The following is a 23,712-nucleotide window of genomic DNA, read 5'->3' on the forward strand; positions in this document are numbered from 1 at the left end:
GTCCGCTCCCGGACCCGCCCCCGGTCTCCGTCCCGGCGGCGGACCCGCTGCTCGGACCGGATTCCGGGTCACCGGCAGGGGCGGTCGCGGACGCCGGGGACGGAGCGGGGACGGGCACGGGTGGGTGCGCGGCCACCGTGTTCGATGCCGAGGCGAAGCGGTCGTCCAGGGAGTCCGCCGCCGGTGCGGGTCCCGTGTCGTGGGTGGAGTCGTCGTACAGCTGACCCCACCAGTCGTCCTCTGATCGGGTGGGCCTGCCCCCCTGCTCGCTCATGACCCTAATTGTCGACAGCGCGGGGCCCGGGAAAACGGGGCATCGGGAAAAACCGGTGCCCGGGTCCGCCGCCGACGGCGAGCGAGGCAGACCGTGAACTCCCGTACGGAGCTGGGCGATACGCGACTCAGCAGGGCACGGGCCGGTCCCGGTGCGGGTCGCCGGGCGGTTCCACCCCCCACGGGAGAACCGCCCGGCGACACCCAAGTGGCCCGGTCGCGGACCACCGTCGACGCGGCGACCCAAGAAGTGATCGACTTCGCGGTAGCGCCACCTTGGCAGAGTGACCCGTGCCACGGCGATGATGTCCCGAGGCGGGTTTGCGCCGTGGCCGATTTCCGCCACGCCCCGCCGCCGGGGGCGCGGGTGCGCCGGGGAGGGACGGGCTGATGCTGGCAGCTTTAGGTCTGGACGAGACGCACGAATCGGCGTACCGGGCGCTGGTGTCCGTGGGCGCCGCCGACGTGCCCGATCTGGCGCGGCGGCTGACCCTGGCCGAGCACGACACCGAGCGTGCCCTGCGCCGGCTGGAACTTCAGGGCCTCGCCGCCCAGTCGTCGGCCCGTCCGGGCCGCTGGGTGGCGGCGCCGCCCGGCGTCGCACTGGGCGCGCTGCTCACCCAGCAGCGGCACGAACTGGAGAAGGCCGAACTGGCGGCGGCGCTGCTCGCCGAGGAGTACCGGGCGGCGGCGGCTGAGCCCGCCGTGCACGATCTGGTCGAGGTGGTGACCGGCGCCGCCGCGGTGGCCCAGCGGTTCCTCCAGATGCAGTTGGCCGCGAGCAACGAGGTCTGTGCGCTGGTGACCGGGAATCCGATGGTCGTCTCCGGCGCCGAGAACGACGCCGAGGAGCAGGCCGCCGGACGCGGCGTCCGCTACCGGGTGGTGGTCGAGCGGTCGGTGCTCGACCTGCCGGGCGGGATCACCGAGCTGACCGCGGCCCTCGGCCGGGACGAGCAGGTGCGGGTGGTGGACGAGGTCCCGACCAAGCTGGTGGTGGCCGACCGCGCGCTCGCCATGGTCCCGCTCACCGCGCACAGGGCGGAACCGGCCGCGCTCGTGGTGCACGCCAGCGGCCTGCTGGAGCTGCTGTCCGGACTGTTCGAGTCGGTGTGGCGCCGGGCGCTGCCGCTCAGCCTGGGCGCCTCCGGCGTCCGCGAGCAGCAGCCGGACGGACCCGACGGCACCGACCTGGAGGTGCTGTCGCTGCTGCTCGCGGGGCTGACCGACGCCAGCGTGGCCAAGCAGTTGGACCTCGGGCTGCGGACCGTACAGCGGCGGGTGAAGCGGCTGATGGAGCTGACCGGGGTGACGACCCGGCTGCAGTTGGGCTGGCACGCCTACGAACGCGGCTGGGTGGCCCGGGACGCCCACGAGTGACCCGTACTTGACCTGCGCGGGTGGCCGCGCTCCGGCACCCTGGGCAGATGGGAGTGTGGGAACTCCTGCTGGTCGGCCTGGTCATCGTGCTCGGCCTGTGCGGAGTGCTGGTGCCCGGGGTGCCGGGGTCGTGGCTGGTGTGGGCCGGGGTGCTGTGGTGGGCGTTGCAGGATCCGCAGCCGGTGGCCTGGGGGGTGCTGGTCGGAGCGACCGTCGTGCTGTTCCTGTCCCAGGTGGTGCGCTGGGCGCTGCCGCCCCGGCGGCTGCGCGCGGGCGCAGCCCCGCCGGACCTGGAGGTGTACGGAGGGGTGGGGGCGTTCCTCGGCTTCTTCCTGCTCCCGGTGGTCGGCGCGGTCCCCGGTTTCCTCGCCGGGATCTATCTGCACGAGCGGCTGCGGCTCGGCGGGCACGGCGAGGCGATGGCGGCACTGCGTACGGCGATGCGCTCGGGCGGCTCCGGTGTGCTGACGGAACTGTTCACCTGCCTGCTGATCCTGGGTGCTTGGCTGGGTGCGGTGGTCTGGGGCTGACGGCGCGGGGCCCGCTGACCGGCGAAAACCGGCCAACGGCCGCCGGGGCGCCTCACCGCAGTGCGCCGAGGTCGATCGCGTCGGCCAGCGCCCGCATGCCCGCGTCGTTGAAGTGCAGGTGGTCGCCGGGGTCGTAGGCGGGCCGGATCCGCTGGGGGGCGGCCGGGTCGCGGACGGCGGCGTCGAAGTCCACGACGGCGTCGAAGGCACCGCCGGTGCGGATGAAGGCGTTGATCCGCTGCCGCAGGTCCTCACGGGCGGCCGTGAAGCCGCCGTGCCCGCCGTACGGCGTGAGGGTGGCCCCGACGACCCGGATGCCGTGGGCGTGCGCGCGGGTGACGATGGTGCGGTAGGCGGCCTCGAAGTCGCGGACGTCGTCCGCCTGGGGCTTGCCGTTGATGTCGTTGATGCCCTCGAAGACGATCAGTGCCCGCGCGCCGGCCCGGGACAGGGCGTCGGCATCCAGCCGGGACAGCGCGCTCGGCCCGGTGCCGTCGCGCAGCAGGCGGTTGCCGGCGATCCCCGCGTTGAGTACGCCGAGCCGCTGGGGCCCGAGGCGCTCGGCGAGCCGGTCGGGCCAGCGGTGGTCGGCGTCGGGTGTGGAGCCGGTGCCGTCGGTGAGCGAGTCCCCGAAGGCCACGACGCTGCCGGCGCCGCCGCGGCCGAGGACGTCGACGCCGGTGACGTAGTACCACTGGCTGGTGGTGGCGGTGTACGCGGAGCCGTCCACGTCGGCGGCCCGGCCGGCGCCCTGCGGGGCGATGTAGCTGGTCCGCAGGGCCGTGCGGTGGTGGGTCGCGGGCCCGGAGTCGCCGGGGGTGTGGACGGTGACGAGCAGGTCGGCGGCGGCCGGCACGACGAGCGGCACCGGATCGCTGACCACGTCGGAACCCGGCGGGACGGTGGCCGTGGGCAGGCCCCCGAAGGTCGCGGTGCGCATCGTGCCGGGCACGGCGTCCGGGCCGGTCCCGCGGCGCAGTGCGACCGTGACCGCGCCGAGCGCCAGCGGCGCGGTGCCGAGCCGGTTGCTGACCCGGATCCGCAGCAGGGTCCCGCCGACGCTGAGGCGGACGACGTTGCGGACGGCGGCGCCCGGCAGTGCAGGCGTGGTGCCGGACGGGGCGGCCTCCCAGGTGCCGGACCAGGGGCTCGGCAGGGATCCGGCGCGAGCAGTGCCTGCGGTCGCGGTCACCGTCGTCCGTGCCGCTGCCGTCGCCGTGGCGCCGTCGCGGGGTGCGGTCGCCGCCCCGGGTGCCGTCGCCGTCGTACCGATCAGCGCCAGCAGCGCCGCCGCGAGAACCCGCCCGCCCTTGACCATGTGTGCGCCCGCCCTTCCCGATGGCCCGCAGGAGGCGAAGGTGACACACGGCAGGGCGGCGCCGGAGCAACATCACCGGGATGACACCCACTCGGCCCAGCGGGAGCTTTCCGCAGCTCGCGGGTGTGCCGGGCCGGGGTGCGGGGAACCGCCGTGGACGGGCGGTGCCGAAGGTCGGCTCCGCCGGGCGGAGCGGCCCGGCGCCGTCGGTCAGCGCGGGCCGAGCGCGCCCTCCAGGGTGAGCAGCCAGGTCTTGCGGTCGAGGCCGCCCGCGTAGCCGGTCAGGGAGCCGTCCGCGCCGATCACCCGGTGGCACGGGCGGACGATCAGCAGGGGGTTGGCGCCGATCGCGCCGCCGACCGCACGCACCGCGGCCCGCGGGGCGCCGATCCGCGCGGCGATCTCGCCGTACGTCGTGGTCGCGCCGTAGGGAACGGCGTCGAGCGCGCCCCACACCCGCTCGCGGAAGTCGCTGCCCCGTGTCCTCAGCTCCAGCCGGAACTCCTTGAGTTCACCGGCGAGGTAGGCGGGCAGCTGCTCCTCGGCCGCCCGGAAGGGGCCGGGATCGCGCCGCCAGTCCTCGCCGACCGTGCGGCCGCCCTTCTGGCCGGGCACGGAGAGCGAGGTGAGCGCGCCGTCCGGGCCCGCGGTGAGCAGGAGCGGGCCGATGGGTGCGGCCACGGTGGTCCAGTAGGTGGGTTCGAGACTCATGCCGGCTGCGGCTTCCTTTCCGAGTCCGTGTGCTGCGGAGCGTACGGGTGGTTCCCGTCGTCCGGCTCACGCGCGGCGTCCGGGTGCCGCGCGGTGTCCAGGTGCCGCACGGCGTACGAACGCCAGGGCCGTCGGCCGTCCGGCATGTCGAGGCCGGGCGGGGCCACGTCGGGATCGCCGAGTGCGCGGATCCGGATCGCGGCGGCCACGTCCGCCGCCAGGCCGGGCAGGGCGAGCAGGGCCCGCGTGGTGTCGTCCCGGTCCGCGCCGACGTCGAGCCGTACGGTGCCGTCGGCCAGCGCGACGGCCAGCGCGCCCAGGGTGCCGTGCGGCTCGGCGGCGGCCAGCACGGCGGGTTCCGGGAAGAGGTGGGTGAGGCTGCCGCAGGGGGCGTCCAGCGCCTTCCCGTACCGCTGCACCAGCCACTCGGACCGGGCGCGCCCGGCCTGCGCGCGCACCGCCCACTCCGCCGGATCGGCGGCGCCCGGCGAGCGCAGGCCGGGCCGGGCGGCGACCAGCGGGGCGAGCTGCGGATCGGCGGCAAGCCGTTCGTCGACGGCGTACGGGTCGGCGTCCAGGTCGAACAGCCGGCGCAGCCGCTGCACCGCCGTGGTCAGGTCCCGCGGGTCGGTGAGGTGCAGCCGGGCGTCCAGCCAGCCGCCCGGGTGGGCGGGCGCGGCCCGCGGGGACCGGGTCCGCTCGGCCACGGCGGCGATGCCGGTGCCGTACGGCAGCCGGAGCGTGCGCCGGTAGGTCCGGTCGCCCCGGCCGCCGTGCACCTCCTCGATCCCGGGTACGGCCTCGCGCGCGAGCAGGTCGAAGACGGCGGCGGCCTGGTAGGGCCCCCGGTGGGCGAGCCGCAGCGGGATCCCGGAGCCCGGGATGCCGCGCGGCACCGCGCCGCGGCCCCGGGGCGCGGTGGCCCGCAGCCGGCTCGGGGTGGCCGCGTACACGGCCCGGATCGTGTCGTTGAACTGCCGCACGCTCGCGAACCCGGACGCGAAGGCGATCTCGGTGATCGGCAGGTCGGTGGTCTGCAACAGGACGCGCGCGGTGTGCGCCCGCTGGGCCCGGGCGAGCGCGACGGGTCCGGCGCCCAGTTCGGCGGTGAGCTGCCGCTGGACCTGCCGTGCGCTGTAGCCGAGCCGGCCGGCGAGCCCGGCGACGCCTTCCCGGTCGACGACGCCGTCGCCGATCAGCCGTATGGCACGGCCCACGACGTCCGCGCGGACGTTCCAGTCGGCGGAGCCGGGCACGGCGTCCGGGCGGCAACGGCGGCACGCCCGGAAGCCGCGGCCCTGCGCGGCGGCGGCGGTCGTGAAGAACCGCACGTTCCGCCGCTTCGGGGTCACGGCCGGACAGCTGGGACGGCAGTAGATCCCGGTCGTCTCGACGGCGAAGAAGAACTCCCCGTCGAACCGGGCGTCCCGGCTGCGCACGGCCTCGTACCTGGTGTCCTCGTCCATCACGTCACCCAGTGTGGGTGACGTGGGCGGGAGCGGCTGGCGGAAATCGGACGCGACGCTGCCGCCCCCGTGCACCCGCCGCCGGCCGCCCCCGCGGACTCAGCGCAGGTGTCCGCGCTTGGCCTGCATCGCCGCCCTGCCCTCCGCCCCCTTCCGCTTCCAGTCCCGGCGCAGTTCGGCGCGGGCCCGCGCGTCGGTCTTGGCGACGATCCACTGGTTCTCCCGGACGAGCTTGCGGTAGCTCTCCAGGCGGCGGACCGGCAGCCGGCCGGTCTCGACGGCGGCCGTGACCGCGCAGCCGGGCTCGGAGTCGTGCGCGCAGTCGTGGAAGCGGCACTCCTGCGCCAGTTCCTCGATCTCGGCGAACACCTGTCCGACTCCGGTCTCGGCATCCCAGAGCCCGACGCCGCGCAGCCCCGGTGTGTCGATGAGCACGCCCCCGCCGGGCAGCGCGAGCAGGTTGCGGGTGGTGGTCGTGTGCCGGCCCTTGCCGTCCACGTCCCGGGCGGCCCGGACGTCCATCACGTCCTCGCCGAGCAGGGCGTTGGCGAGGGTCGACTTGCCCGCGCCGGACTGCCCGAGCAGCACGGAGGTGCCCGCCCCGACCAGCGCGACGAGGGTGTCGAGGCCCTCCCCGCGCAGGGCGCTGACGGTCAGCACCGGCACCCCGGGCGCGGCCGTCTCCACGTCCCGCACGAGGTGCGCGAGGGTCACCGGGTCGGGCACCAGGTCGGCCTTGCTGAGCACGACCACGGGCTGCGCCCCGGACTCCCAGGCCAGGGCCAGGAAGCGTTCGACGCGGCCGAGGTCGAGTTCGACGGCCAGGGACACGGCGACGACGGCGTGGTCGACGTTGGCGGCGAGGATCTGCCCCTCGGACCGCTTGGACGAGGTGGACCGCACGAAGGCGGTACGGCGCGGCAGGTACGACCGTACGTAGCGCGGGTTGCCGCCGGGTTCGACGGCGACCCAGTCGCCGGTGCACACGACCCGCAGCGGGTCGTGGGGGGTGACGAAGGCGGTGTCGGCGCGCAGCACCCCGCCTGCGGTGATCACGTCGCACTGGCCGCGGTCGACGCGGACGACCCGGCCGGGCAGCAGCCCTTCGGCCGCGTGGGGAGCGAACTGGTCGGCCCACGCCCGGTCCCAGCCGTAGGGAGCGAGAGCGGCGAAAACTGCGGAGGTGGAAGACAACGGGAAACCCTTCACAGGGTGGCCCCGGCGGTGGCGCGCGCCTGGTGCGCGGCTCGGTGAGTGGTCGTCAGCCGGTGGCCACGGAGGTGGACTTGATGGATTCCTGGATGCGGGCAGCGCCCATCGCAACGACAGCCATCGGTCGACACCTCCTCGTCCGCTCTCGGGTGCGCGCACCGCTCGGTGTGCGCACGCAGAATCTATCCCGCCCCGAACTCCCCGCGTCAACCTGTTTTTCGGCGGGCGGTCAGGAGGCGGCGCAGGCGGCGCCGTTCAGCGTGAACGCGTACGGCGCGGAGTTCCTGCCGTGCCATGTGCCGAGGAAGCCGAAGCTGAGGCTGCCGTGCGCGGCGACGGACGCGTCGTAGTCGGTGGCGTTCGCGGTGACCCGGGAGCCCTGCTGGCTGATCCGCGCGTTCCACATCTGGCTCACCTGCTGGCCGTCCCGGAAGGACCAGGCGACGCGCCAGTCGCTCAGGGCCTCGGCGGTGGTGACGGTGACGGTGGCCTGGAAGCCGCCGGTCCACTCGTCGACCTGGTCGTACTCGACCCGGCAGGCGGCCGGGGCGCTGACCGTGGCGGCGGGAACACGGGTGGCGGCGGACGCGGTCGCGGACGTGGTGCCCTGGGGTTCCGGGTCGGGTTCGCGGTCGGCGACCCCGACGGCGGTGCGGGTCACCGAGGGGGTGGCGGAGCGGGTGGCGGGCGTGGACCGCGACGGGCTCGCGGACGGCAGCGGGCGGCGGCTGGCCTCGGCGGACGGCAGCGGTTCGGCGGGCTCGGCGGACGGGTGCCGGTTGTCGTGGCGGGCGGCCCAGTCGGCGTCGGAGCCCCGGGTGCGGGCGGTGCCGCCGCGGGGCATCATCGACACCCCGAGCGCCAGCACCGACAGCAGGACGGCGGTGGCGAGCAGGCTGTTGCGCAGCAGACGGCCGTGGCCGGCGCCGGCCGTCGGGTCGTCGGTCTCCCGGTCCGCCGGTGTCGCCGGGCGGCCCGCGCCGAGCCGTGCCTCGGCCGCCCGGCGGCGGCGCTCCAGATAGGCGAGGCCGCCCCAGCCGACGACTCCGCCGGCCAGCGCCGCGGGCAGTCCGCCGCCGTGCAGCCGCAGGCAGCCGGCGGCCTCCGCGCACCGTGCGCAGCCGGCGAGGTGCCGGGCGAGGTCGTCGGGGGTGTCGCCGGCGGGCGAGCGGGTGACCGCGTCCAGCAGCCGGGCGAAGCTGCGGCACTCCGCGTCCATCGGGGTGTCGAGGTGGGCGCGGTGGCAGCGGTCCCGGAACAGGGTCCGCGCCTGGTCGAGTTCGCGGGCCGCGAGGTCCGGGTCGAGCCCGAGCCTGCGGGCCACGACGGGCAGCGGCAGTGCCTCCACCTCGACGAGCCACAGCAGCGTGGCGTCCGTCTCCTGGAGGTCCCTGAGGCCGCGCAGGGCGACCGGGCGCTGCGGGGGCGGCCCGGTGTAGCGGGCGGCCTGCCCGGAGGTGAGCCACAGCCGCAGGCCGGGGTCGAGCTGGTGGCCGCGCCCCGCGGCCTCCCAGCCGGCGGCCGTGGCGCGTACGGCGGCGAGCAACAGCGGGATCACGGGCAGCCGGGCGGTGCGCCGGCCCGCGGTGCGCCCGGGTGCGCATCCCATGGCGCGGGCCTCGCGCAGGCCGAGCGCGAACGCCTCCGTGGCCAGTCGTTCGGCCGTCCCGGTGCCGGTGGTGCACAGGTCGGCGTACAAGAGCACGATGTCCCCGTACTCGGCGAACAGCGCGGCCTCGGTGGCGTCCTGAGGGGTCGGCGGTTCGGGCATGGGTCTCCTGCGTCCACGGGCGAGGTCAACTCACCATAGGGGCAGTGCGGTTGTGGGGAAACCTCGCGGCGAAGCCGAGCCTTTCACGACGTTGACACGGCTGACAAGCAGCCTCTTCGGCTCTGGCCCCGGGCCGGTCGGGGCAGGGCTCGGGGCCGGGTGCGGGGCCGCGCGCGGACAGGAACCGCGCGCCGGGACGCGGCCCGCGGCGCATGCCGGACGGCCGCCGGAAGGGACCTCCCTGTCCGACGGCCGGTGGCACCGGTGGCTTCAGACCTCGGCCGGCTCGGTCGCCGTCTCCCGGGCCGGGAGGCTGTCCATGAAGGAGCTGACGGAGAAGACCGCGCGGCCGGGTCCGGGCGGGCCGTAGCCGGGCGGGGAGGACAGGCCGAAGTCGTCCATGGTGGCGCGGTACGCCTCAAGGAGCCGGATGTGGTACTCCAGCGGCGCACCCTGCGGGTTGGCCTTGCCGAGCGGGGTGGTGGGCTCCGGGCACCAGGTGGTGAAGCGGGGCGTGATCCCGTGCGACATGAAGAAGCGCAGGCCCTCGGTGGTGGACGCGATGGCCTCGTCGACGGTGGTGAAGCCGAACGGCTCGGCCATCTCGACACCGGCCACGAAGTTCGGGATGACGTTGCGCGCGCCGAAGACGTCGGCGGAGTCCAGGATCCGGCGGTGCCACTCGTCGCGGCCGACGTAGCGCTCCTTGCCCGGGCAGTACAGCTCGAAGAGACGGCGGTCCCACACCTCGAAGTTCGGGTGGTAGATCTGCACGCCGTAGTCCTTGAAGCGCTGCACGTCGTCCTTGGGCAGGGCCTGGGCGACCACCTTGCCGATCCAGCGGCCCGGGAAGCGCTCCTCGATGGCCTTGGCGTAGTGGCCGTAGAAATCGGCCTCGTCGCGCCCGGCGACCGTCTTGGTGATGGCGCCGCCGGTGAGCGTGTAGGCGGTGGACGCCTTCTGGGTGTCGTACCGGTCGATAATCTCCAGCGCCTCCAGGACCTCCTCGACGTCCTTCACGCCGGTGTAGGGCCGGCCGGCCGCCTTGTGCTGGCGCCAGTTGTGGTTGATGTCGCAGTACTGGCACTCCTCCTTCGCGCCGAAGTACTGGCAGACGCGGAAGACGGTGAGGTAGATCAGGTAGCCCCACTGGATGGTGGGGGCCACCTCCATCACGGACTTCCCGTTGGAGAGGGTGTGCCGGTAGTACTCGGGCATCGGCGGCACGCCGACGTCGGCGATCCGCTTGCCGTCGAGGTAGAGCCCGAGCTGCCCCTCGCCGTCGGCGGCGACCCGGTACGGCGAGGTCGGGTTCACCCGCACGGACACCACGGTCCGGCGCAGGTCGTACGGTCCGCCGGTGAGGATGATCTCCTCCGGCGGGCGGCGCAGCGCGGCCTCGCCCAGCTCCGGCAGGGTGCCGTGGTCGAAGGAGAAGATGAAGTACGACTTCGGTTTGACCTCGCCGTCCTCGTTGTCGGACAGGGCGGACGCGTCGAAGGCGACACCGCCCCGTAGCAGGTCCTCCTTGAAGACGGCTTCCCGCGGTACGTGCGGGAAGCGCTCCATCAGATCCTCGACCAGCGCGGTACGGCTGCCCATCCCGTGTCTCCTCCCGGCTCAGGCGTTCGACTCCTCACGGTATGCCCCCGCTCGCGCGTCGGATGTGCCGGGTCCCCCCGCGGGCCGGGTCGCCACGGCGTCCACGCCACTCCGACCAGGGGGGACCGCCGCCGTGCGGCGCCGCGAATGAGAAGGTCGGAGCAGCACGAGCACTCACTGGGAGGGGTGACGGGGTTGACGCAGAGAGTCACCAACTGGGCGCGCAACATCACGTACACGGCCAAGGAGTACCACCGCCCGCGGTCGCTGGACGCGCTGCGGTCCGTGGTGACCGCCGCCACACGGCTGCGGGTGCTGGGCAGCGGCCATTCCTTCAACCGGATCGCCGACCCGGGCGCCGACGGCGTCCTGGTCTCGATCGCCGGCCTGCCGCCCGCCCTCGACGTGGACACGGCGGCCCGCACGGTACGGGTCGCGGGCGGCGTCCGGTACGCCGAACTGGCCCGCACGGTGCACGCGCACGGTCTCGCCCTGCCCAACATGGCCTCCCTGCCGCACATCTCGGTGGCCGGTTCGGTGGCCACCGGCACCCACGGCTCGGGGGTCGGCAACGGCTCGCTGGCCGCCCCGGTACGGGAGGTGGAGCTGCTGACCGCGGACGGCTCGACGGTGGTCGTCGCGCGAGGCGACGCCCGCTTCGACGGTGCGGTCACCTCCCTCGGCGCACTCGGCGTGGTCACCGCGCTCACCCTCGACCTGGAACCGGCCTATGAGGTAGAGCAGCACGTCTTCACGGAACTGCCGCTGGCCGGACTCGACTTCGAGACGGTCGCGGCGGCGGCGTACAGCGTGAGCCTGTTCACCGACTGGCGGGAGCCGGGCTTCCGGCAGGTGTGGCTGAAGCGGCGCACCGACCAGGCGCCGCCGGTCTTCCCGTGGGCGGCGCCCGCGGCCGAGGCCATGCACCCGGTGCCGGGCATGCCCGCGGTCAACTGCACCCCGCAGTTCGGGGTGCCCGGTCCCTGGCACGAACGGCTGCCGCACTTCAGGGCGGACTTCACCCCGAGCAGCGGCGACGAGTTGCAGTCGGAGTACCTGCTGCCGCGGCCGGCCGCCCTCGACGCGCTGCACGCGCTGGACGCGGTCCGGGGGACGGTCGCCCCCGTGGTGCAGACCTGCGAGGTGCGGACCGTCGCCGCCGACCCGCAGTGGCTCGGCCCCGCGCACGGCCGGGACTCGGTCGCGCTGCACTTCACCTGGGTCGACGACATCGCCGCGGTGCTGCCGGTGGTGCGGCGGCTGGAGGAGGCGCTGGATCCGTTCGGACCGCGCCCGCACTGGGGCAAGGTGTTCACCGCGTCGGCGTCCGTGCTGCGCGGGCGCTATCCGCGTCTCGACGACTTCCTGGCGCTCGCGAGATCCCTGGATCCGGCCGGGAAGTTCGCCAACGACTTCGTCCGCGACGCCCTGGGCGAGTGACTTCATAAAGGCCATTTCCTAAGTCCTGGCCGAACTTGCCCACGCCCCTTCCAGCCCATACCCTTGCGCCACGCCGGAGCCCGACGCCGAAGCCGCCCCCGTCCGGCCCGCGGGAACGGGGCTGGGAGGGGCAGTTCCGTGAAGCGCACGTCCCGTGACATCCGTACCGCGAACCGCTACGAGGTGCTGCGCCAGATCATCGCCGAGTCCCCGGCGTCCCGGCAGGAGCTGGCCGCTGCCACCGGGCTGAGCCTGGCCACGGTCGCCACGCTCGTCGGGGAGCTGCTCGACCTCCGCATGATCACCGAGGTCGGCTTCGAGGACTCGGCGGGGGGCCGCCCGCGCGGGCTCGTCGCCGTCAACGCCTCGGGGGGCGCGCTGATCGGCGTCGACATCGCGGAGACCTACGTCCATGCCGAGCTGTTCGATCTCGCGCTGAACGTGCTGGCCCGCGCCGACGAGGAGCTGCGTCCCGACGAGAACCGCCCGGAGCAGGTGGTCGGGCACGTCGCCGCGGCGGTCGGCTCGGTGGTGGCGCAGGCCGGGGTCGAGGCGGCCCGGGTCCTCGGTGTGGGGGTGAGCTTCCCCGGCCAGGTGGACCGGGACTCCGGCGTCGCCGAGTACGCGGCCAACTGGGACTGGCACGGCGTACCGCTGCACGCCCTGCTCGCCGAGCACATCGCCTATCCGCTGTACCTGGACAACCCGTTGCGCGCCTGCACGGTGGCCGAGCTGTGGTTCGGGGCCGCGCGCGGCCGGGGGGACGCCGTGGTGGTCAACCTCGGCACCGGGGTCGGCGCGGGTCTGGCGCTCGGCGGCGGGCTGTACCGGGGGGTCAGCAACAGTGCCGGCGAGTGGGGGCACACCACGCTCGTACTGGACGGCCGGCGGTGCCACTGCGGCAATCAGGGCTGCGTGGAGACGTACGTCGGCGCGCCCGGCATCATGCGGAACCTGCGCGAGGTCAGCCCGCGGTCCGCGCTGCTGCACCCGGAGGACCAGACGGCCACGATCGACGCGCTGGCCCGCGCGGTGGCCGCCGACGACCCGGTGGCGGTCACGGTGGTCCGCGACACCGCCCGTTATCTCGGCGCGGGCATCTCGGACCTGATCAACCTGCTCAACCCGGAGGTCGTCGTGCTCAGCAGCTGGGTCGCCGCGCGGCTCGGTGAGCGGCTGCTCGCGGAGGTGCGCGGGGCCGTCGCCGGGTACGCGCTGCGCCGCCCGCTGGCCGCCACCGAGATCGTCCTCTCGCCGATCCCCACCGACCCGGTCTCCCTGGGCGCGGCGACGTTCGCGCTGGAGGGCGCGCTCCAGCCGGGCGGCCGGCCGGGCCAGGACCCGGCCCGCACCAGGCCCCCGGCCAGGCGCTGAGCGCTCCGCGGGACGTCCGGTACGTCGACCGCGGATCCGTCATGGCAGCTCCCTCCCCCGGGTTCCCGGCCTCGCTCGAACAGCTCGAACAGGCAGCCCCACCCGCTCCCCACCTCTTTCGGGGCGCACTTCGTCCAACCCCTTGCCGAAGCATTGGGCGAAGGGTAGCGTCCCAACGGCCGCGGCTCCGGCCGCGGTAACGGCGGTGCCACCCGCCGACCCGTCCGGCAGTACTTCCTGGGGTTCCGCGCGACCACCCCGGTCGCGGCCACCGCGACCGCCCCCGTCACGGCCACCACGATCGCCTCGACCGACCCGACCGTCCCCGCCACCTGATCTCCACGGCCACCGCCACGTCCATCCCGCCCCCGCCGCCCGCGTTCCTCCTCTCCCCCGGCGACGGCCGGTGCGGGAGCCGCGCGGACCGGCGTCGGGGGCCGAGCAAGGAGACCGATGTCTTTCCGGACCGTTGACTACGTCGAGGACGTCTCGCCCGGCTCCGGGGCCCTTCCGCCCCGCGCCTGGTACCCCTCCTCCGACGCCGCTTCCCTGTCCCTGAACGGCGGTTGGCGCTTCCGCCTGTCGCCGACAGCCGACGCCGAGGACGACACGTTCGCGGAGCCGGGCTACGACTCCGGCGGCTGGGCGGAGATCCCGGTGCCCGGCCACTGGGTGCTCCAGGGCCACGGCTCCCCGATCTACACCAACCACCTCTACCCGTTCCCGGTGGACCCGCCCCGCGTGCCCACCGAGAACCCGACCGGCGACCACCTGCGCCTCTTCGACCTCCCCGACGACTGGCCGGACCTCGCCGAGGACGGTTGCGTGCTGCGCTTCGACGGGGTGGAGTCCTGCGCCCGCGTCTGGCTGAACGGCACGGACATCGGCGAGTTCAAGGGGTCCCGGCTGCCGCACGAGTTCGCGGTCGGACACCTGCTGCGGCCCACCGGCAACGTGCTCGCCGTCCGGGTCCACCAGTGGTCGGCCGGCTCGTACCTGGAGGACCAGGACCAGTGGTGGCTGCCCGGCATCTTCCGTGACGTCACCCTGCTGCACCGCCCGGCGGGCGCCGTCCTCGACTTCTTCGTGCACGCCTCCTACGATCACCGCACCGGCACGGGCACGCTGCGCGTCGACTCGGACGTGGACGGCCGGGTCACCGTGCCCGGCCTCGGCATCGACGTCGCGACCGGCGAGCCGGTCACGGTCCCGGCCCGGCCGTGGACCGCGGAGACCCCGACGCTGTACGACGGCGTGCTGGCCACCGAGGGCGAACGGGTGCCGCTGCGCGTCGGCTTCCGCACGGTGGAACTGGCCGACGGCCTGATCAAGGTCAACGGCAGGCCGGTGCTGTTCAAGGGCGTCAACCGGCACGAGTGGCACCCGCGGCTGGGCCGCGCCCTCGACATGGCGACCATGCGCGAGGACGTGCTGCTGATGAAGCGGCACAACATCAACGCCGTACGCACCTCGCACTATCCGCCGCACCCCGCCTTCCTCGCCCTGTGCGACGAACTGGGCCTGTGGGTGATCGACGAGTGCGACCTGGAGACCCATGGCTTCACCGAGCAGGGGTGGCGGGACAACCCCGTCGACGACGACCGCTGGACCCCGGCCCTGCTGGACCGTACCGCCCGCATGGTGGAGCGGGACAAGAATCACCCGTCGGTGGTGATCTGGTCGCTGGGCAACGAGGCCGGCACCGGCCGCGGCCTGACCGCGATGTCCGAGTGGATCCACGGCCGGGACCCGTCGCGGCTCGTCCACTACGAGGGCGACCACACCTGCCGTGACACGGACGTGTACTCGCGGATGTACGCCCCGCACGCCGAGGTCGAACGGATCGGCCGCGGCCTGGACGGCGGCACCCGGCGCCGCCGCGAACTCCCCTTCATCCTGTGCGAGTACGGGCACGCCATGGGCAACGGTCCCGGCGGCCTCGCCGACTACCAGCGGATCTTCGAGTCGTACGAGCGGCTCCAGGGCGGGTTCATCTGGGAGTGGATCGACCACGGCATCGAGGACGAGCGGTACGGCTTCGCGTACGGCGGCGACTTCGGGGAGGAACTGCACGACGGGAACTTCGTCTGCGACGGCCTGCTGTTCCCGGACCGCCGGCCCTCCCCCGGTCTGGTCGAGTACAAGAAGGTGATCGAGCCCGTCCTGATCGACGGGGACGGCGCGCGCGGCACCGTGCGCATCACCGACAAGCAGGACTTCGCCGATCTGTCCGCGTTCGCCTTCGAGTGGTCGTACCAGGTGGACGGCGAGACGGTCGAGTCGGGCGCGCTGGCGGTGCCGGCCCTGGCACCCGGCGAGTCGGCCGAGGTGAAGCTCCCCCAGCCGCCCCCGGCGGGTCCGGGCGAGGTCCAGGGGACGGTACGGGCGGTACTGGCCGCCGACACCGCGTGGGCGCCGCGCGGCCACGTGGTCGCCTGGGGGCGGTTCCCGGTCACGGCGCGCCCGGTGCCGTCCGTCACGGCGAGTACGCGTCCGGTGCCCGGCGAGCGGCTGATCACCCTCGGCCCGGCCGCCTTCGACGCCCGGACCGGCACGCTGACGGCGATCGGCGCGGTGCCGGTCACCGGTCCGCGCCTCGACGTGTGGCGGGCGCCCACCGACAACGACGACGGCGCGGCCTGGCAGACCGACACCCGGTACGGGCCGTTGTGGCGCCGGCTCGGTCTGCAGCGCATGCGGCACCGCATCGACGCGGTGGAAACGGAAGGCGACGCGCTGACGGTGCGCACCCGGGTGGCACCCGCCGCCCGGGAGGCGGGGCTGGCGACGGTGTACCGCTGGACGTCGGACGGCGACCGGGTGCGGCTCACGGTGTCCGTGACCCCCGAGGGCGACTGGACGGTGCCGCTGCCCCGGCTCGGTGTCCGCCTCGGGCTGTCGGCCGCCGACCGGGTGCGCTGGTTCGGCGGCGGCCCCGGCGAGGCGTACCCGGACACGAGGTCGGCGGCGCTGCCGGCCCGTTGGGAGTCCACGGTCGACGACCTGCAGACCCCGTACGTCCGCCCGCAGGAGAACGGCGCCCGCGCCGACGTCCGCTGGGCGGAGATCGGCGGGCTGCGCGTCGAGGGCGACCCGGAGTTCTGGTTCACCGCCCGCCGCTGGACCACCGAGCAACTGGACGCCGCCACCCACCGCAGCGACCTCACGCCCGGTGACACGGTGTGGGTCAACCTGGACCACGGCCAGCACGGCATCGGCTCGCAGTCCTGCGGTCCCGGCCCGCTCCCGCAGTACTACCTGCGGGCCGAACCCGCCGAGTTCTCCTTCGTCTTCTCGGAACTCGGTTGACCGACCAGGACATCACGGCCACCGCGGCCGGCCGGCGCCTGTTCACCCGGCCGGCCGCGGTGGCGTCCTGCGTCGCCTTCGTCCTCATCGGCATGCTCCAGGCCCTCTACGGGCCGGCGGTGCCCGGCCTGCGCGGCGCGTTCGGCCTGTCCCCGTCGGGCGCCCGCGCTGTCCGGCGCGTCGCTGCCGGCGGCGCTGGGGCTGGTCCGGCGGACGAGGACGCCCGACGGCTGAGCGGGCCGGGCGGAATCCGCTGCGGTCCGGCAACGCCCTGAAGGGGCGCGGTGGGACCGTATCGGCATGCGGCTGGAGGCCCTGGGCGCGGCACCCACGACCCGCCGGTCACGCCCCCCGGATCGGGGTGGCCGGCGCGACCGCGGCGATCAGTGCGCAGCAGCCGCCGGCGACGGCGGCGACCAGGGCCGTACCGTGCCGTTCCGCGGCCCAGGTGAGGACGGCGGCGCCGACCGGTGCCGCCGAGTACTGGAGGGTCCAGAAGGCGGAGGTGACGCGGCCCAGCAGGGGTTCCGGAGTGACCTCCTGCCGCAGGGACATGGAGCAGGTGCCCGCCATGCCCACGCAGGCCAGGAAGGCGGCGCTCAGCACGGCGACGACGGCCACCTCGTGCGTCCGGCCGAGGCCGGCGAAGGCCAGCCCGCACACCGCGACCGAACCGGTCCAGGTCGGCCCGAAACCGAACCGCCGGCGGACCCGGGCGACGAGGAGCGAGCCCGCGATCGTGCCGAGCGCGCCCACCGCCATGACGGTGCCGACCGTGCCGTCCGGATGGCCGAGGTCGTGCTTGACGTGGTAGATGACCAGGTCGGTGAGGCCGAGGGTGAGGAAGCTGAAGACGAAGAGGAGGACGGTCAGGGTGCGCAGCACCGGGTGGTGGCGGAGGAAGGACACGCCGGTGCGCAGGTCCCGCCACAGACCGGCCCGCCCAGGCCGTTCGGCGCCGTCCACGGCACGCGCCCGGATCCGGACGAAGCACAGGCAGGCCGCCGACACCCCGAAGCTCGCCGCGTCCACACCGACCGCGGCGGAGGGTCCCGTCCAGGCCGCGACCAGGCCCGCGCCCAGCGGTCCGAGCACCCCGGCCGCGGCCGCCGTGGCGTTCAGCCGGCCGTTGGCCTCGGTCAGCCGGTCCCGGTCGACCAGCCCCCGCACGACGGTGACGTAGGCGACGGCGAACAGCATGCCGACGGCCTCGCACACCGGGAGGACCACGTAGAGCAGCCAGCCGCGCGGGCCGAACGCCCACACCAGCGGCACCAGTCCGTACAGCACCATGCGCACCAGGTCGCAGCCGATCAGCAGCCTGCGTCGGTCCACCCGGTCCACCACCGCCCCGGCGAACACCGCGGCCAGCACGGAGGCCGCACCGCCCACCGCCGTCAGCAGCCCCATCCGGGCGAGCGAACCGGTGGCCTGGAGCACCAGCAGCGGCAGGGCGATCATCGCGAAGGAGTCGCCGAGCACGGACAGGGTCTGCGCGAACCAGAAGGTCCCGAAGTCCCGTTGCCGCCACAGGGGCCGCGCTCCGTCATCCATCCGCCCCACCCCCGTATCACCGCGTGCGTCTGGGCCCGGCTCCCCGCCCGCGGCCCGCGCCGACGCACCGCCGGACCTGGCTATATTAGGCGGCCGGCCGCATGGGACGGCCGGCCGGCCGACCGTGGACCGACCGACCGTCGGTGGAGCGGCCGGCTCTCGGCCGGTCCACCGGCCGCCGACCGGCCGCTGACAGAGGGATTCGGAGGTCGCCCGCCGCATGCCCCGGGCAGGACTCACCGTCGACCGGCTCGTCGCCGCGGCGGCCGAACTGGCCGACGAGGTGGGCTTCGAGCAGGTCACCCTGTCCGCGCTGGCCCGCCGCTTCGGCGTCAGGGACGCCAGCCTGTACTCGCACGTCCGCGGTCTGGGAGAACTGCGCACCCGGCTCGCGCTGTACGCGGGCGGCGAGCTGATCGACCGGATCGCGGACGCCGTGGCGGGCCGGACCGGAAAGGACGCGCTGGTCGCGTTCGCCGCGGCCTACCGGTCGTACGCGCTTCAGCGGCCGGGCCGGTACGCGGCCACCCAGATCCGGATCGACCAGGACCTCGTCACGGACTCCCCCGCCCTGCGCCGCACCGCCGAGATCACCTACGGCCTGCTGCGCGCCTACGGCCTCGCCGAACCCGATCTGACCGACGCCGTACGCCTGCTGCGCAGCACCTTCCACGGCTACTGCGCCCTGGAGTCGGCGGGCGGTTTCGGCGCCCCGCGCGACGTACAGCTCTCCTGGGACAAGGCGGTCGACGCCCTGCACATCGCGCTGGAGCACTGGCCCCGGACGGCGCCCGCCGCCGACGCCCCCGGGGTCCCGCCGACCCCATAGACTGGACTTTTCGCGAGTGTGAGCGGGTGTCGTGTGCCGCCGCGGGGGAGGGAGCGCGCCTTGTCGCAACAGCAGTTGGGACGCGGACCCTCGGGATCCGGGGCGGCCGGTCCGGTGCCGCCGGCAGGCGTGGGCTCGCCCGCCCGGTTCGTCGGCTGGCTGGGCGGCCTGGGCTGCGCGGCGGCGGGATACGGCGTCTTCCAGGCCCTGTTCGGGGTGTTGCCGGACTCGCTCGGCGGGGAACCGGCCAAGTGGCTGGTCGCCGGGGTGAGCGGGGTCGGTACGGCGGTGGCGGCCTGGCTGGCGGCGGCGCTGCTGCGGGTGCGGGCCGCCGGGGCGGGGCGGCCCGCCGCGGTGTCCGCCAGGACGGCTGCCGGGACGCCCGGCCCGCTGCCGGGGGTGCTGGCGGCCGCGTACGAGACGCTGGTGGGCGAGGTGACCGTGGTCGACGACCCGGTGCGCGGCCGGCTCACCGGCTGGTCGCACTCGCTGGGCGAGGGCGACGCGGCGCCGCCCACGGCGCTCAGCACGGCGTACGGCCTGCACATGATGCTCGATCTGGGGGTGCCCGACGGGCGGTTGAGCACCGGCGACCTGGTGGAGACGCTGTGGCGGCTGCGGCTGCCGGACGGTGGCTGGTCGGCGCGCACCCAGGGTTCCGAGGCCCGGCCCGAGATCACCGCGCTGGTGCTGGGTGCGCTGGCGCGGGCCGGGTCGTCGGGCGACCGGGTGGCGGCGGAGGTGACCGGGTGCACCACGCGGTTCACCCGCGCGCTCGACCCGGCAGGCCGGGACTCGACCCATGTCGTCACGACCGTGCTGCGCGGTCTGCTGCGCGCCGCGCCCCGCTCCCCGCACCTGCCCGAGCTGTGCGAGGCCCTGGTGGACGGCGCGCTCGACGACGAGCGCCGGGAGCATCTGCGGTGCTGGGCGTACCGGTTGTGTCCGCCGTACGGGCCGCCGTCGGCGCTGCACACCGCGCAGGCCGTGGTCGCCCTGGACCGGGCGGCGCGGGTGCTGGGCGAGAGCGCGGGGGCGCGGGCGGCCCGGCAGGACGGGGTGCGCTGGCTGCTCGCCTGCCCCGACCCGCGGCACGACGTCTGCCCGGACGTGACGAACCTGCGTGAGGAGGTGCGCAGGCCGCGCACCGACGACCCGGCCCGGCACGAGGTACTGAACGTGCGGCACTTCACCGCGTCCTGGCTGGTGCGCGCCCTTACCACGCCGGGTGCCCGCGAGGTCGCGCTGGCGGACGGTCTCCAGGCGCGTTGGCGGGAGCGGCTCGACGGGGCGTTCGCCGCCGTGTGGGCGGGGCACACGGACGGCATCTGGAGCTGGGACCGGGGCGACGGCACCGAGCTGCGCCGCCCCATGTGGATGACCTATCAAGGTCTTTCGGCGATGCGGGCGCATGCCGTATGGATGTATCAGCCGGACGGCTGAACCCGTCGTTCCGGCCCGGCGGTCGAAGGGTGGGTGCATGGGCGGTCGACAGGTCCTGGCGGCACGGCGGTTGCTGGCCGAGTCCCTGGACGGTGAACTGCCCGAACACGAAAGGGTGTTGGCGGCCCGCGCGGTGATCGCCGAACTGGGCTCCCCCGACCGGCTGTTGGAGCTGATCGCCGAGCTGGCCTCGGGCGAGGGCGACCCGGCGGGCTGCGCCCGGCTGTCGTACCGGCACGTCCTCGGCTTCGACAAGCTCCTGCTGGTCGACACCGGCACCGGGCACATGCTGCGCGCCCACGTGTGGCATCCCGGCACCGGCTCGGCGGGCAAGGAGGACGTCCACAACCACCGCTGCGCGCTGGCCTCCTGCATCGTGCGGGGCCGGCTGGCGATGGAGCTGTACGAGGCCGGGGGCGACGGGATCGCGGCGGACCGCTACGAGGAGACGCTGTCGGACGGTTCGGCGGACTGGCGGCTGGCGCCGGCCGGACGTCAGCCGCTACGGCTGACTCAGGTGGGGCGCTACACGGCGGGCAGCACCTACGCGCTGCCCGCGCACACCCTGCACCGCGCCTGGTGCGACACGGACGCGCCGACGGTGACGCTGTTCCTGGAGACGGGGGCGGGGCGCCGGCGGCACACGGACGTGTTCACGGTGGCCGGTCCGCATCCGGGGGCGGTGGCGAAGGTTCCGCTGGACGTGCCGGGCTATCTGACGGCGCTGGACGAGCTGGCCGAACTGCTCAGAAGCTCGTATACGTGACGGCCTGGCGGACAACATCCAGGTTGTAGTCGTCGATGTCGACGCCGGTCAGCTCGTCGAGGGCCAGCCAGGCGTGGGCCTGGTCCGGCTCGGGCAGGGTGACGACCCGGGTCAGCGGCCTGACCAGGAAGTTGTCCTGCCAGTTCTTGACCTCGTGACCGCGGTAGTCGCTGACGAAGGAGGACTCGCCGACCCGGCCGACGATCTCGCCGAGCAGGCCGGTCTCCTCCTTCAGTTCGCGCAGGGCGCCGTCCATGGGGCTCTCCCCCGGCTCCAGTTTCCCGCACGGCACGCCCCACACCCGGGGCAGGAACCGCTCGCGCTCGCTGCGGCGCACCAGGAGCACCCGCTCCCGTTCGTCCATCACGACGGCGGCGGCCAGGCGCCTCTCGCCGGGGATCTCCAGGTCCATGGTTCCTCGGTCTCTCGCCGGTGACGAGTCGAAAAGGTCTGTCGTACAGGCATACCCAGAAAGACGCCCACCGTACCAGCGTGCCCCGGACCGGGCTGTGCTCTCGCTCTCATCCGGGCCGCCGTTCCAGTGCCCGTACGTCGTCGTACGAGGGCGTCGTACCGTCCGGTGCGCGGCCGTCCGCGATGTCGGTCATGGCGTCCAGGGCGGCGCCCAGGGCCCTGCGGTAGAGCAGCGAGCCGAGGCTGATCCGGCGCACGCCCAGGTCGGCGAGGTGGCGCACGGTGGGCCCGGTGGGCGAGTAGAGGACGTTCAGGGGGACGTCGAGGTGCCGCACCAGACCGGCGATCTCCTCGGGGGCGCTCAGCCCCGGTACGAACACGCCGTCCGCGCCCGCCCGTCGGTAGACGTCCAGCCGTTCGCGGGTGCCCGTGCCGTCGCCCAGCCAGTGGGTGTCGGTGCGGGCGTTGACGAACAGGCCGGGTGCGGCCGCCTTGACGGCGGCGATCTTCGCGGCATGCCGGTCCGCGGGACCGAGCCCGTCCTCCAGGTTGACGCCGACGGCCCCGACGGCCCACAACTGCCGTGCGAGTTCGGCCACTTCGTCGGGTTCGTCGCTGAAACCGCCCTCCGCGTCGACGGAGAGCAGGAACGGCTCGGTGCCGAGGGTGAGGGCGAGCCGGAGGGTGTGATCGCGGGTCACCGCCGCGCCGTCGGGCAGCCCGGCCGCCGCGGCGACACCGAGGCTCGTCGTCCCGATCGCCGCGAATCCGCGGGCCGCGAGGGCGGCGGCCGAGGCGTGGTCCCAGGCGTTGGGCAGCAACAGGGGCCGACCGGGCCGGTGGTGGAGCGCGGCGAAGGACCGGCTCGTACGCGGACCGGCTTCCGGCTCCGTCTCCCCTCGCAGCCCCGGCAACGATCCCGCTGCCCCTTCCACGGCCGCCACGGCCGCTTCCGCCGCGGTTTTCTGCGCGATGTCGCTCATAGGGCCGACGCTAGGCCCGGTTCGCTTCGGCGCCGACCGAACTGTCGTGGGATCGCGTCGCCGAGGGCTCGTCCGCGCCTCCACCTGATGCCGACCTGTCTGTCGCCCGCGGCCGGTGACGACTCGGGTGGTCGCGGTGCGCGGGCGGGCGCGGCGGCCGATGGCGGGCGACGGCGGCCGACGTCACGGCCGTGTCGGCTCACCACCAGGACGTGGGGTAGACCTCTCGTCGCAGACGGGCGGAGACCATCTGCACCAGGACCAGCAGCACCGCGCCGGCGGCCAGCAGGGGTACGAAGCGGCCAGGAGGCGGGTCCGTGAGCATGATCATGACGGCGGTCGCCAGAGCGGGTGGATGGGCCGCCTTGAGCAGCAGTACGAGTGCGCACGCGATGCCGCAGGCCACGACGGCGGCCCACGGACCGTGAAAACCGAGCGCGAGCGCGGCGAAGCAGACGAGGCAGGACAGCAGGTGGCCGCCGAGGACGTGGCGGGGCTGGGCGAGAGGCGAGTCGGGGGTGGCGGTGACGATCGCCGCCGTGGCCGCGAGCGGCGGTACCAGCACCGTCTGGTGCATGAGCGTGCCCACCGCCACCAGCACGGCCAGTCCGGCCGACGTGGTGACGGCCGACGCGACGACCCTGCCCCGGGGCAGCCGTGGTTCGTCGGACGTCCATCTGCGCGGCAGGGAGCGCTTCGGCGGGCGGGCCGGCGCATCGACGGTTTTCGTTGTTCCGGGCGCTTCAGCCGCCATGGATCCGGCACTCCCGCCCGGACGGGAGACCGACGGCCGCGGAGCGGAGGAGGCCGCCCACAGCCCGAGTCGGGGTCCGAATCGGAATCAGGGTCGGGGTCGGGGTCGGGGTCGGGGTCGGGGTCGGGGTCGGACTGAGGGTCGGGCGGAACGGGTACGGAGCGATCTCTGGACTGCCGGGCGGGGCGCAAGTCTGCGGGGCGCTCGGAATCAGCACGCGAACTCCTCGGAAACATCCCCGCTCTCGGCCCACGCGGCTCGTCGTCCGTGAAGACGGGGATCACGCCCGGCATCCTGACGTCGTCGGCCGGATCCTGTCCAAGATCGTTCACTTATCGAGCAATTGAGGACCTTTATCGACTCGCCGTGGGGGCGTTCCGCGGCGTCGGCTCAGGGGCCGCGTCGGCGAACTGGCCCGCCGCGCAGGGCAGTCAGGTATCGGGCGGGGCCGATTCCGTGCCGGGTGGGGGCAGTCCGGAATCGGATGGGGCAAGTTCTGTATCGGGTGAGTGGTGGGCCAGGGCCAGACGGTCAGGCGGCTGGGCGGACGGGCGGACGGGCCGTCGGGCCGAGACCGGGAATG

At 74.5% G+C, this 23,712-nt stretch carries 19 protein-coding genes; 9 read left to right on the top strand and 10 right to left on the bottom strand.

Annotated elements, in window-relative coordinates:
* The first annotated feature begins 663 nt into the window (after positions 1-663).
* Together ACFY2B_RS10280 and ACFY2B_RS10285 are read left to right on the top strand one after the other, a co-directional pair.
* Entirely contained in the window at positions 664-1,653 is a 990-nt protein-coding gene (locus ACFY2B_RS10280; protein ID WP_390762705.1) for a helix-turn-helix domain-containing protein, read from the top strand.
* 47 nt (positions 1,654-1,700) lie between these two features.
* Positions 1,701-2,183 (top strand): DUF456 domain-containing protein, encoded by a 483-nt coding sequence (locus tag ACFY2B_RS10285; protein ID WP_390762706.1) that lies wholly within the window; start codon positions 1,701-1,703, stop codon positions 2,181-2,183.
* 52 nt (positions 2,184-2,235) lie between these two features.
* Here ACFY2B_RS10285 and ACFY2B_RS10290 read toward each other — a convergent pair whose 3' ends face one another.
* The 6 genes from ACFY2B_RS10290 to ACFY2B_RS10315 form a co-directional block, all read right to left on the bottom strand.
* Positions 2,236-3,501, bottom strand: coding sequence for an SGNH/GDSL hydrolase family protein (locus tag ACFY2B_RS10290; RefSeq protein WP_390762707.1), 1,266 nt, complete (start codon positions 3,499-3,501; stop codon positions 2,236-2,238).
* 210 nt (positions 3,502-3,711) lie between these two features.
* The gene (locus ACFY2B_RS10295) at positions 3,712-4,212 is read right to left on the bottom strand and encodes a methylated-DNA--[protein]-cysteine S-methyltransferase (RefSeq protein ID WP_390762708.1); all 501 of its coding nucleotides are present in this window, start codon (positions 4,210-4,212) and stop codon (positions 3,712-3,714) included.
* Complete coding sequence (locus ACFY2B_RS10300; RefSeq protein WP_390762965.1) at positions 4,209-5,678, bottom strand: AlkA N-terminal domain-containing protein; 1,470 nt, start codon at positions 5,676-5,678, stop codon at positions 4,209-4,211. The genes ACFY2B_RS10295 and ACFY2B_RS10300 overlap by 4 nt, the downstream gene beginning before the upstream one ends.
* A gap of 99 nt (positions 5,679-5,777) precedes the next feature.
* Positions 5,778-6,872, bottom strand: a complete 1,095-nt coding sequence (gene rsgA, locus ACFY2B_RS10305; protein ID WP_390762709.1) for a ribosome small subunit-dependent GTPase A — start codon at positions 6,870-6,872, stop codon at positions 5,778-5,780.
* A gap of 247 nt (positions 6,873-7,119) precedes the next feature.
* Positions 7,120-8,661, bottom strand: a complete 1,542-nt coding sequence (locus ACFY2B_RS10310) for a cellulose binding domain-containing protein (protein WP_390762710.1) — start codon at positions 8,659-8,661, stop codon at positions 7,120-7,122.
* A gap of 270 nt (positions 8,662-8,931) precedes the next feature.
* The gene (locus tag ACFY2B_RS10315; RefSeq protein WP_376522863.1) at positions 8,932-10,263 is read right to left on the bottom strand and encodes a radical SAM protein; all 1,332 of its coding nucleotides are present in this window, start codon (positions 10,261-10,263) and stop codon (positions 8,932-8,934) included.
* A 195-nt stretch (positions 10,264-10,458) separates the two neighbouring features.
* On the opposite strand from ACFY2B_RS10315, the gene ACFY2B_RS10320 reads away from it, so the two are divergent.
* The 4 genes from ACFY2B_RS10320 to ACFY2B_RS10335 all read left to right on the top strand — a co-directional run bounded on the left by ACFY2B_RS10320 (position 10,459) and on the right by ACFY2B_RS10335 (position 16,661).
* On the top strand, positions 10,459-11,703 hold the full coding sequence (locus ACFY2B_RS10320; RefSeq protein WP_390762711.1) for an FAD-binding protein: 1,245 nt from the start codon (positions 10,459-10,461) through the stop codon (positions 11,701-11,703).
* A gap of 138 nt (positions 11,704-11,841) precedes the next feature.
* A complete protein-coding gene (locus ACFY2B_RS10325; RefSeq protein ID WP_390762712.1) occupies positions 11,842-13,077 on the top strand; it encodes an ROK family transcriptional regulator in 1,236 nt (411 codons plus the stop codon).
* 453 nt (positions 13,078-13,530) lie between these two features.
* Positions 13,531-16,386 (top strand): glycoside hydrolase family 2 TIM barrel-domain containing protein, encoded by a 2,856-nt coding sequence (locus tag ACFY2B_RS10330; protein WP_390762713.1) that lies wholly within the window; start codon positions 13,531-13,533, stop codon positions 16,384-16,386.
* Positions 16,383-16,661 carry a hypothetical protein gene (locus tag ACFY2B_RS10335; RefSeq protein WP_390762714.1) on the top strand — a complete coding sequence of 93 codons (279 nt, stop codon included), beginning with the start codon at positions 16,383-16,385 and terminating at the stop codon, positions 16,659-16,661. The genes ACFY2B_RS10330 and ACFY2B_RS10335 overlap by 4 nt, the downstream gene beginning before the upstream one ends.
* Positions 16,662-16,728: 67 nt before the next feature.
* On the opposite strand, the gene ACFY2B_RS10340 is transcribed toward ACFY2B_RS10335, so the two are convergent.
* Positions 16,729-17,940 (bottom strand): MFS transporter, encoded by a 1,212-nt coding sequence (locus ACFY2B_RS10340; protein ID WP_390762715.1) that lies wholly within the window; start codon positions 17,938-17,940, stop codon positions 16,729-16,731.
* Positions 17,941-18,160: 220 nt separating this feature from the next.
* Here ACFY2B_RS10340 and ACFY2B_RS10345 point away from each other — a divergent pair, with 220 nt between their 5' ends.
* From ACFY2B_RS10345 to ACFY2B_RS10355, 3 genes are read left to right on the top strand one after another with little or no spacing between them, the layout of a single operon-like run.
* Complete coding sequence (locus ACFY2B_RS10345; protein WP_390762716.1) at positions 18,161-18,769, top strand: TetR/AcrR family transcriptional regulator; 609 nt, start codon at positions 18,161-18,163, stop codon at positions 18,767-18,769.
* A 60-nt stretch (positions 18,770-18,829) separates the two neighbouring features.
* Complete coding sequence (locus ACFY2B_RS10350) at positions 18,830-20,212, top strand: hypothetical protein (RefSeq protein ID WP_390762717.1); 1,383 nt, start codon at positions 18,830-18,832, stop codon at positions 20,210-20,212.
* A 37-nt stretch (positions 20,213-20,249) separates the two neighbouring features.
* Positions 20,250-20,978 (top strand): hypothetical protein, encoded by a 729-nt coding sequence (locus tag ACFY2B_RS10355; protein WP_390762718.1) that lies wholly within the window; start codon positions 20,250-20,252, stop codon positions 20,976-20,978.
* On the opposite strand, the gene ACFY2B_RS10360 is transcribed toward ACFY2B_RS10355, so the two are convergent.
* From ACFY2B_RS10360 to ACFY2B_RS10370, 3 genes are all read right to left on the bottom strand, one after another.
* Complete coding sequence (locus tag ACFY2B_RS10360) at positions 20,959-21,390, bottom strand: NUDIX hydrolase (RefSeq protein ID WP_376522882.1); 432 nt, start codon at positions 21,388-21,390, stop codon at positions 20,959-20,961. The two genes, ACFY2B_RS10355 and ACFY2B_RS10360, sit on opposite strands and share 20 nt — an antisense overlap.
* Positions 21,391-21,499: 109 nt before the next feature.
* Complete coding sequence (locus ACFY2B_RS10365) at positions 21,500-22,375, bottom strand: isocitrate lyase/phosphoenolpyruvate mutase family protein (RefSeq protein WP_390762719.1); 876 nt, start codon at positions 22,373-22,375, stop codon at positions 21,500-21,502.
* A gap of 199 nt (positions 22,376-22,574) precedes the next feature.
* A complete protein-coding gene (locus tag ACFY2B_RS10370; protein ID WP_390762720.1) occupies positions 22,575-23,129 on the bottom strand; it encodes an HPP family protein in 555 nt (184 codons plus the stop codon).
* Between the last annotated feature and the right edge of the window lie 583 nt (positions 23,130-23,712).

The organism is Streptomyces sp. NPDC001270, assembly GCF_042896695.1.
Taxonomy (GTDB): domain Bacteria; phylum Actinomycetota; class Actinomycetes; order Streptomycetales; family Streptomycetaceae; genus Streptomyces.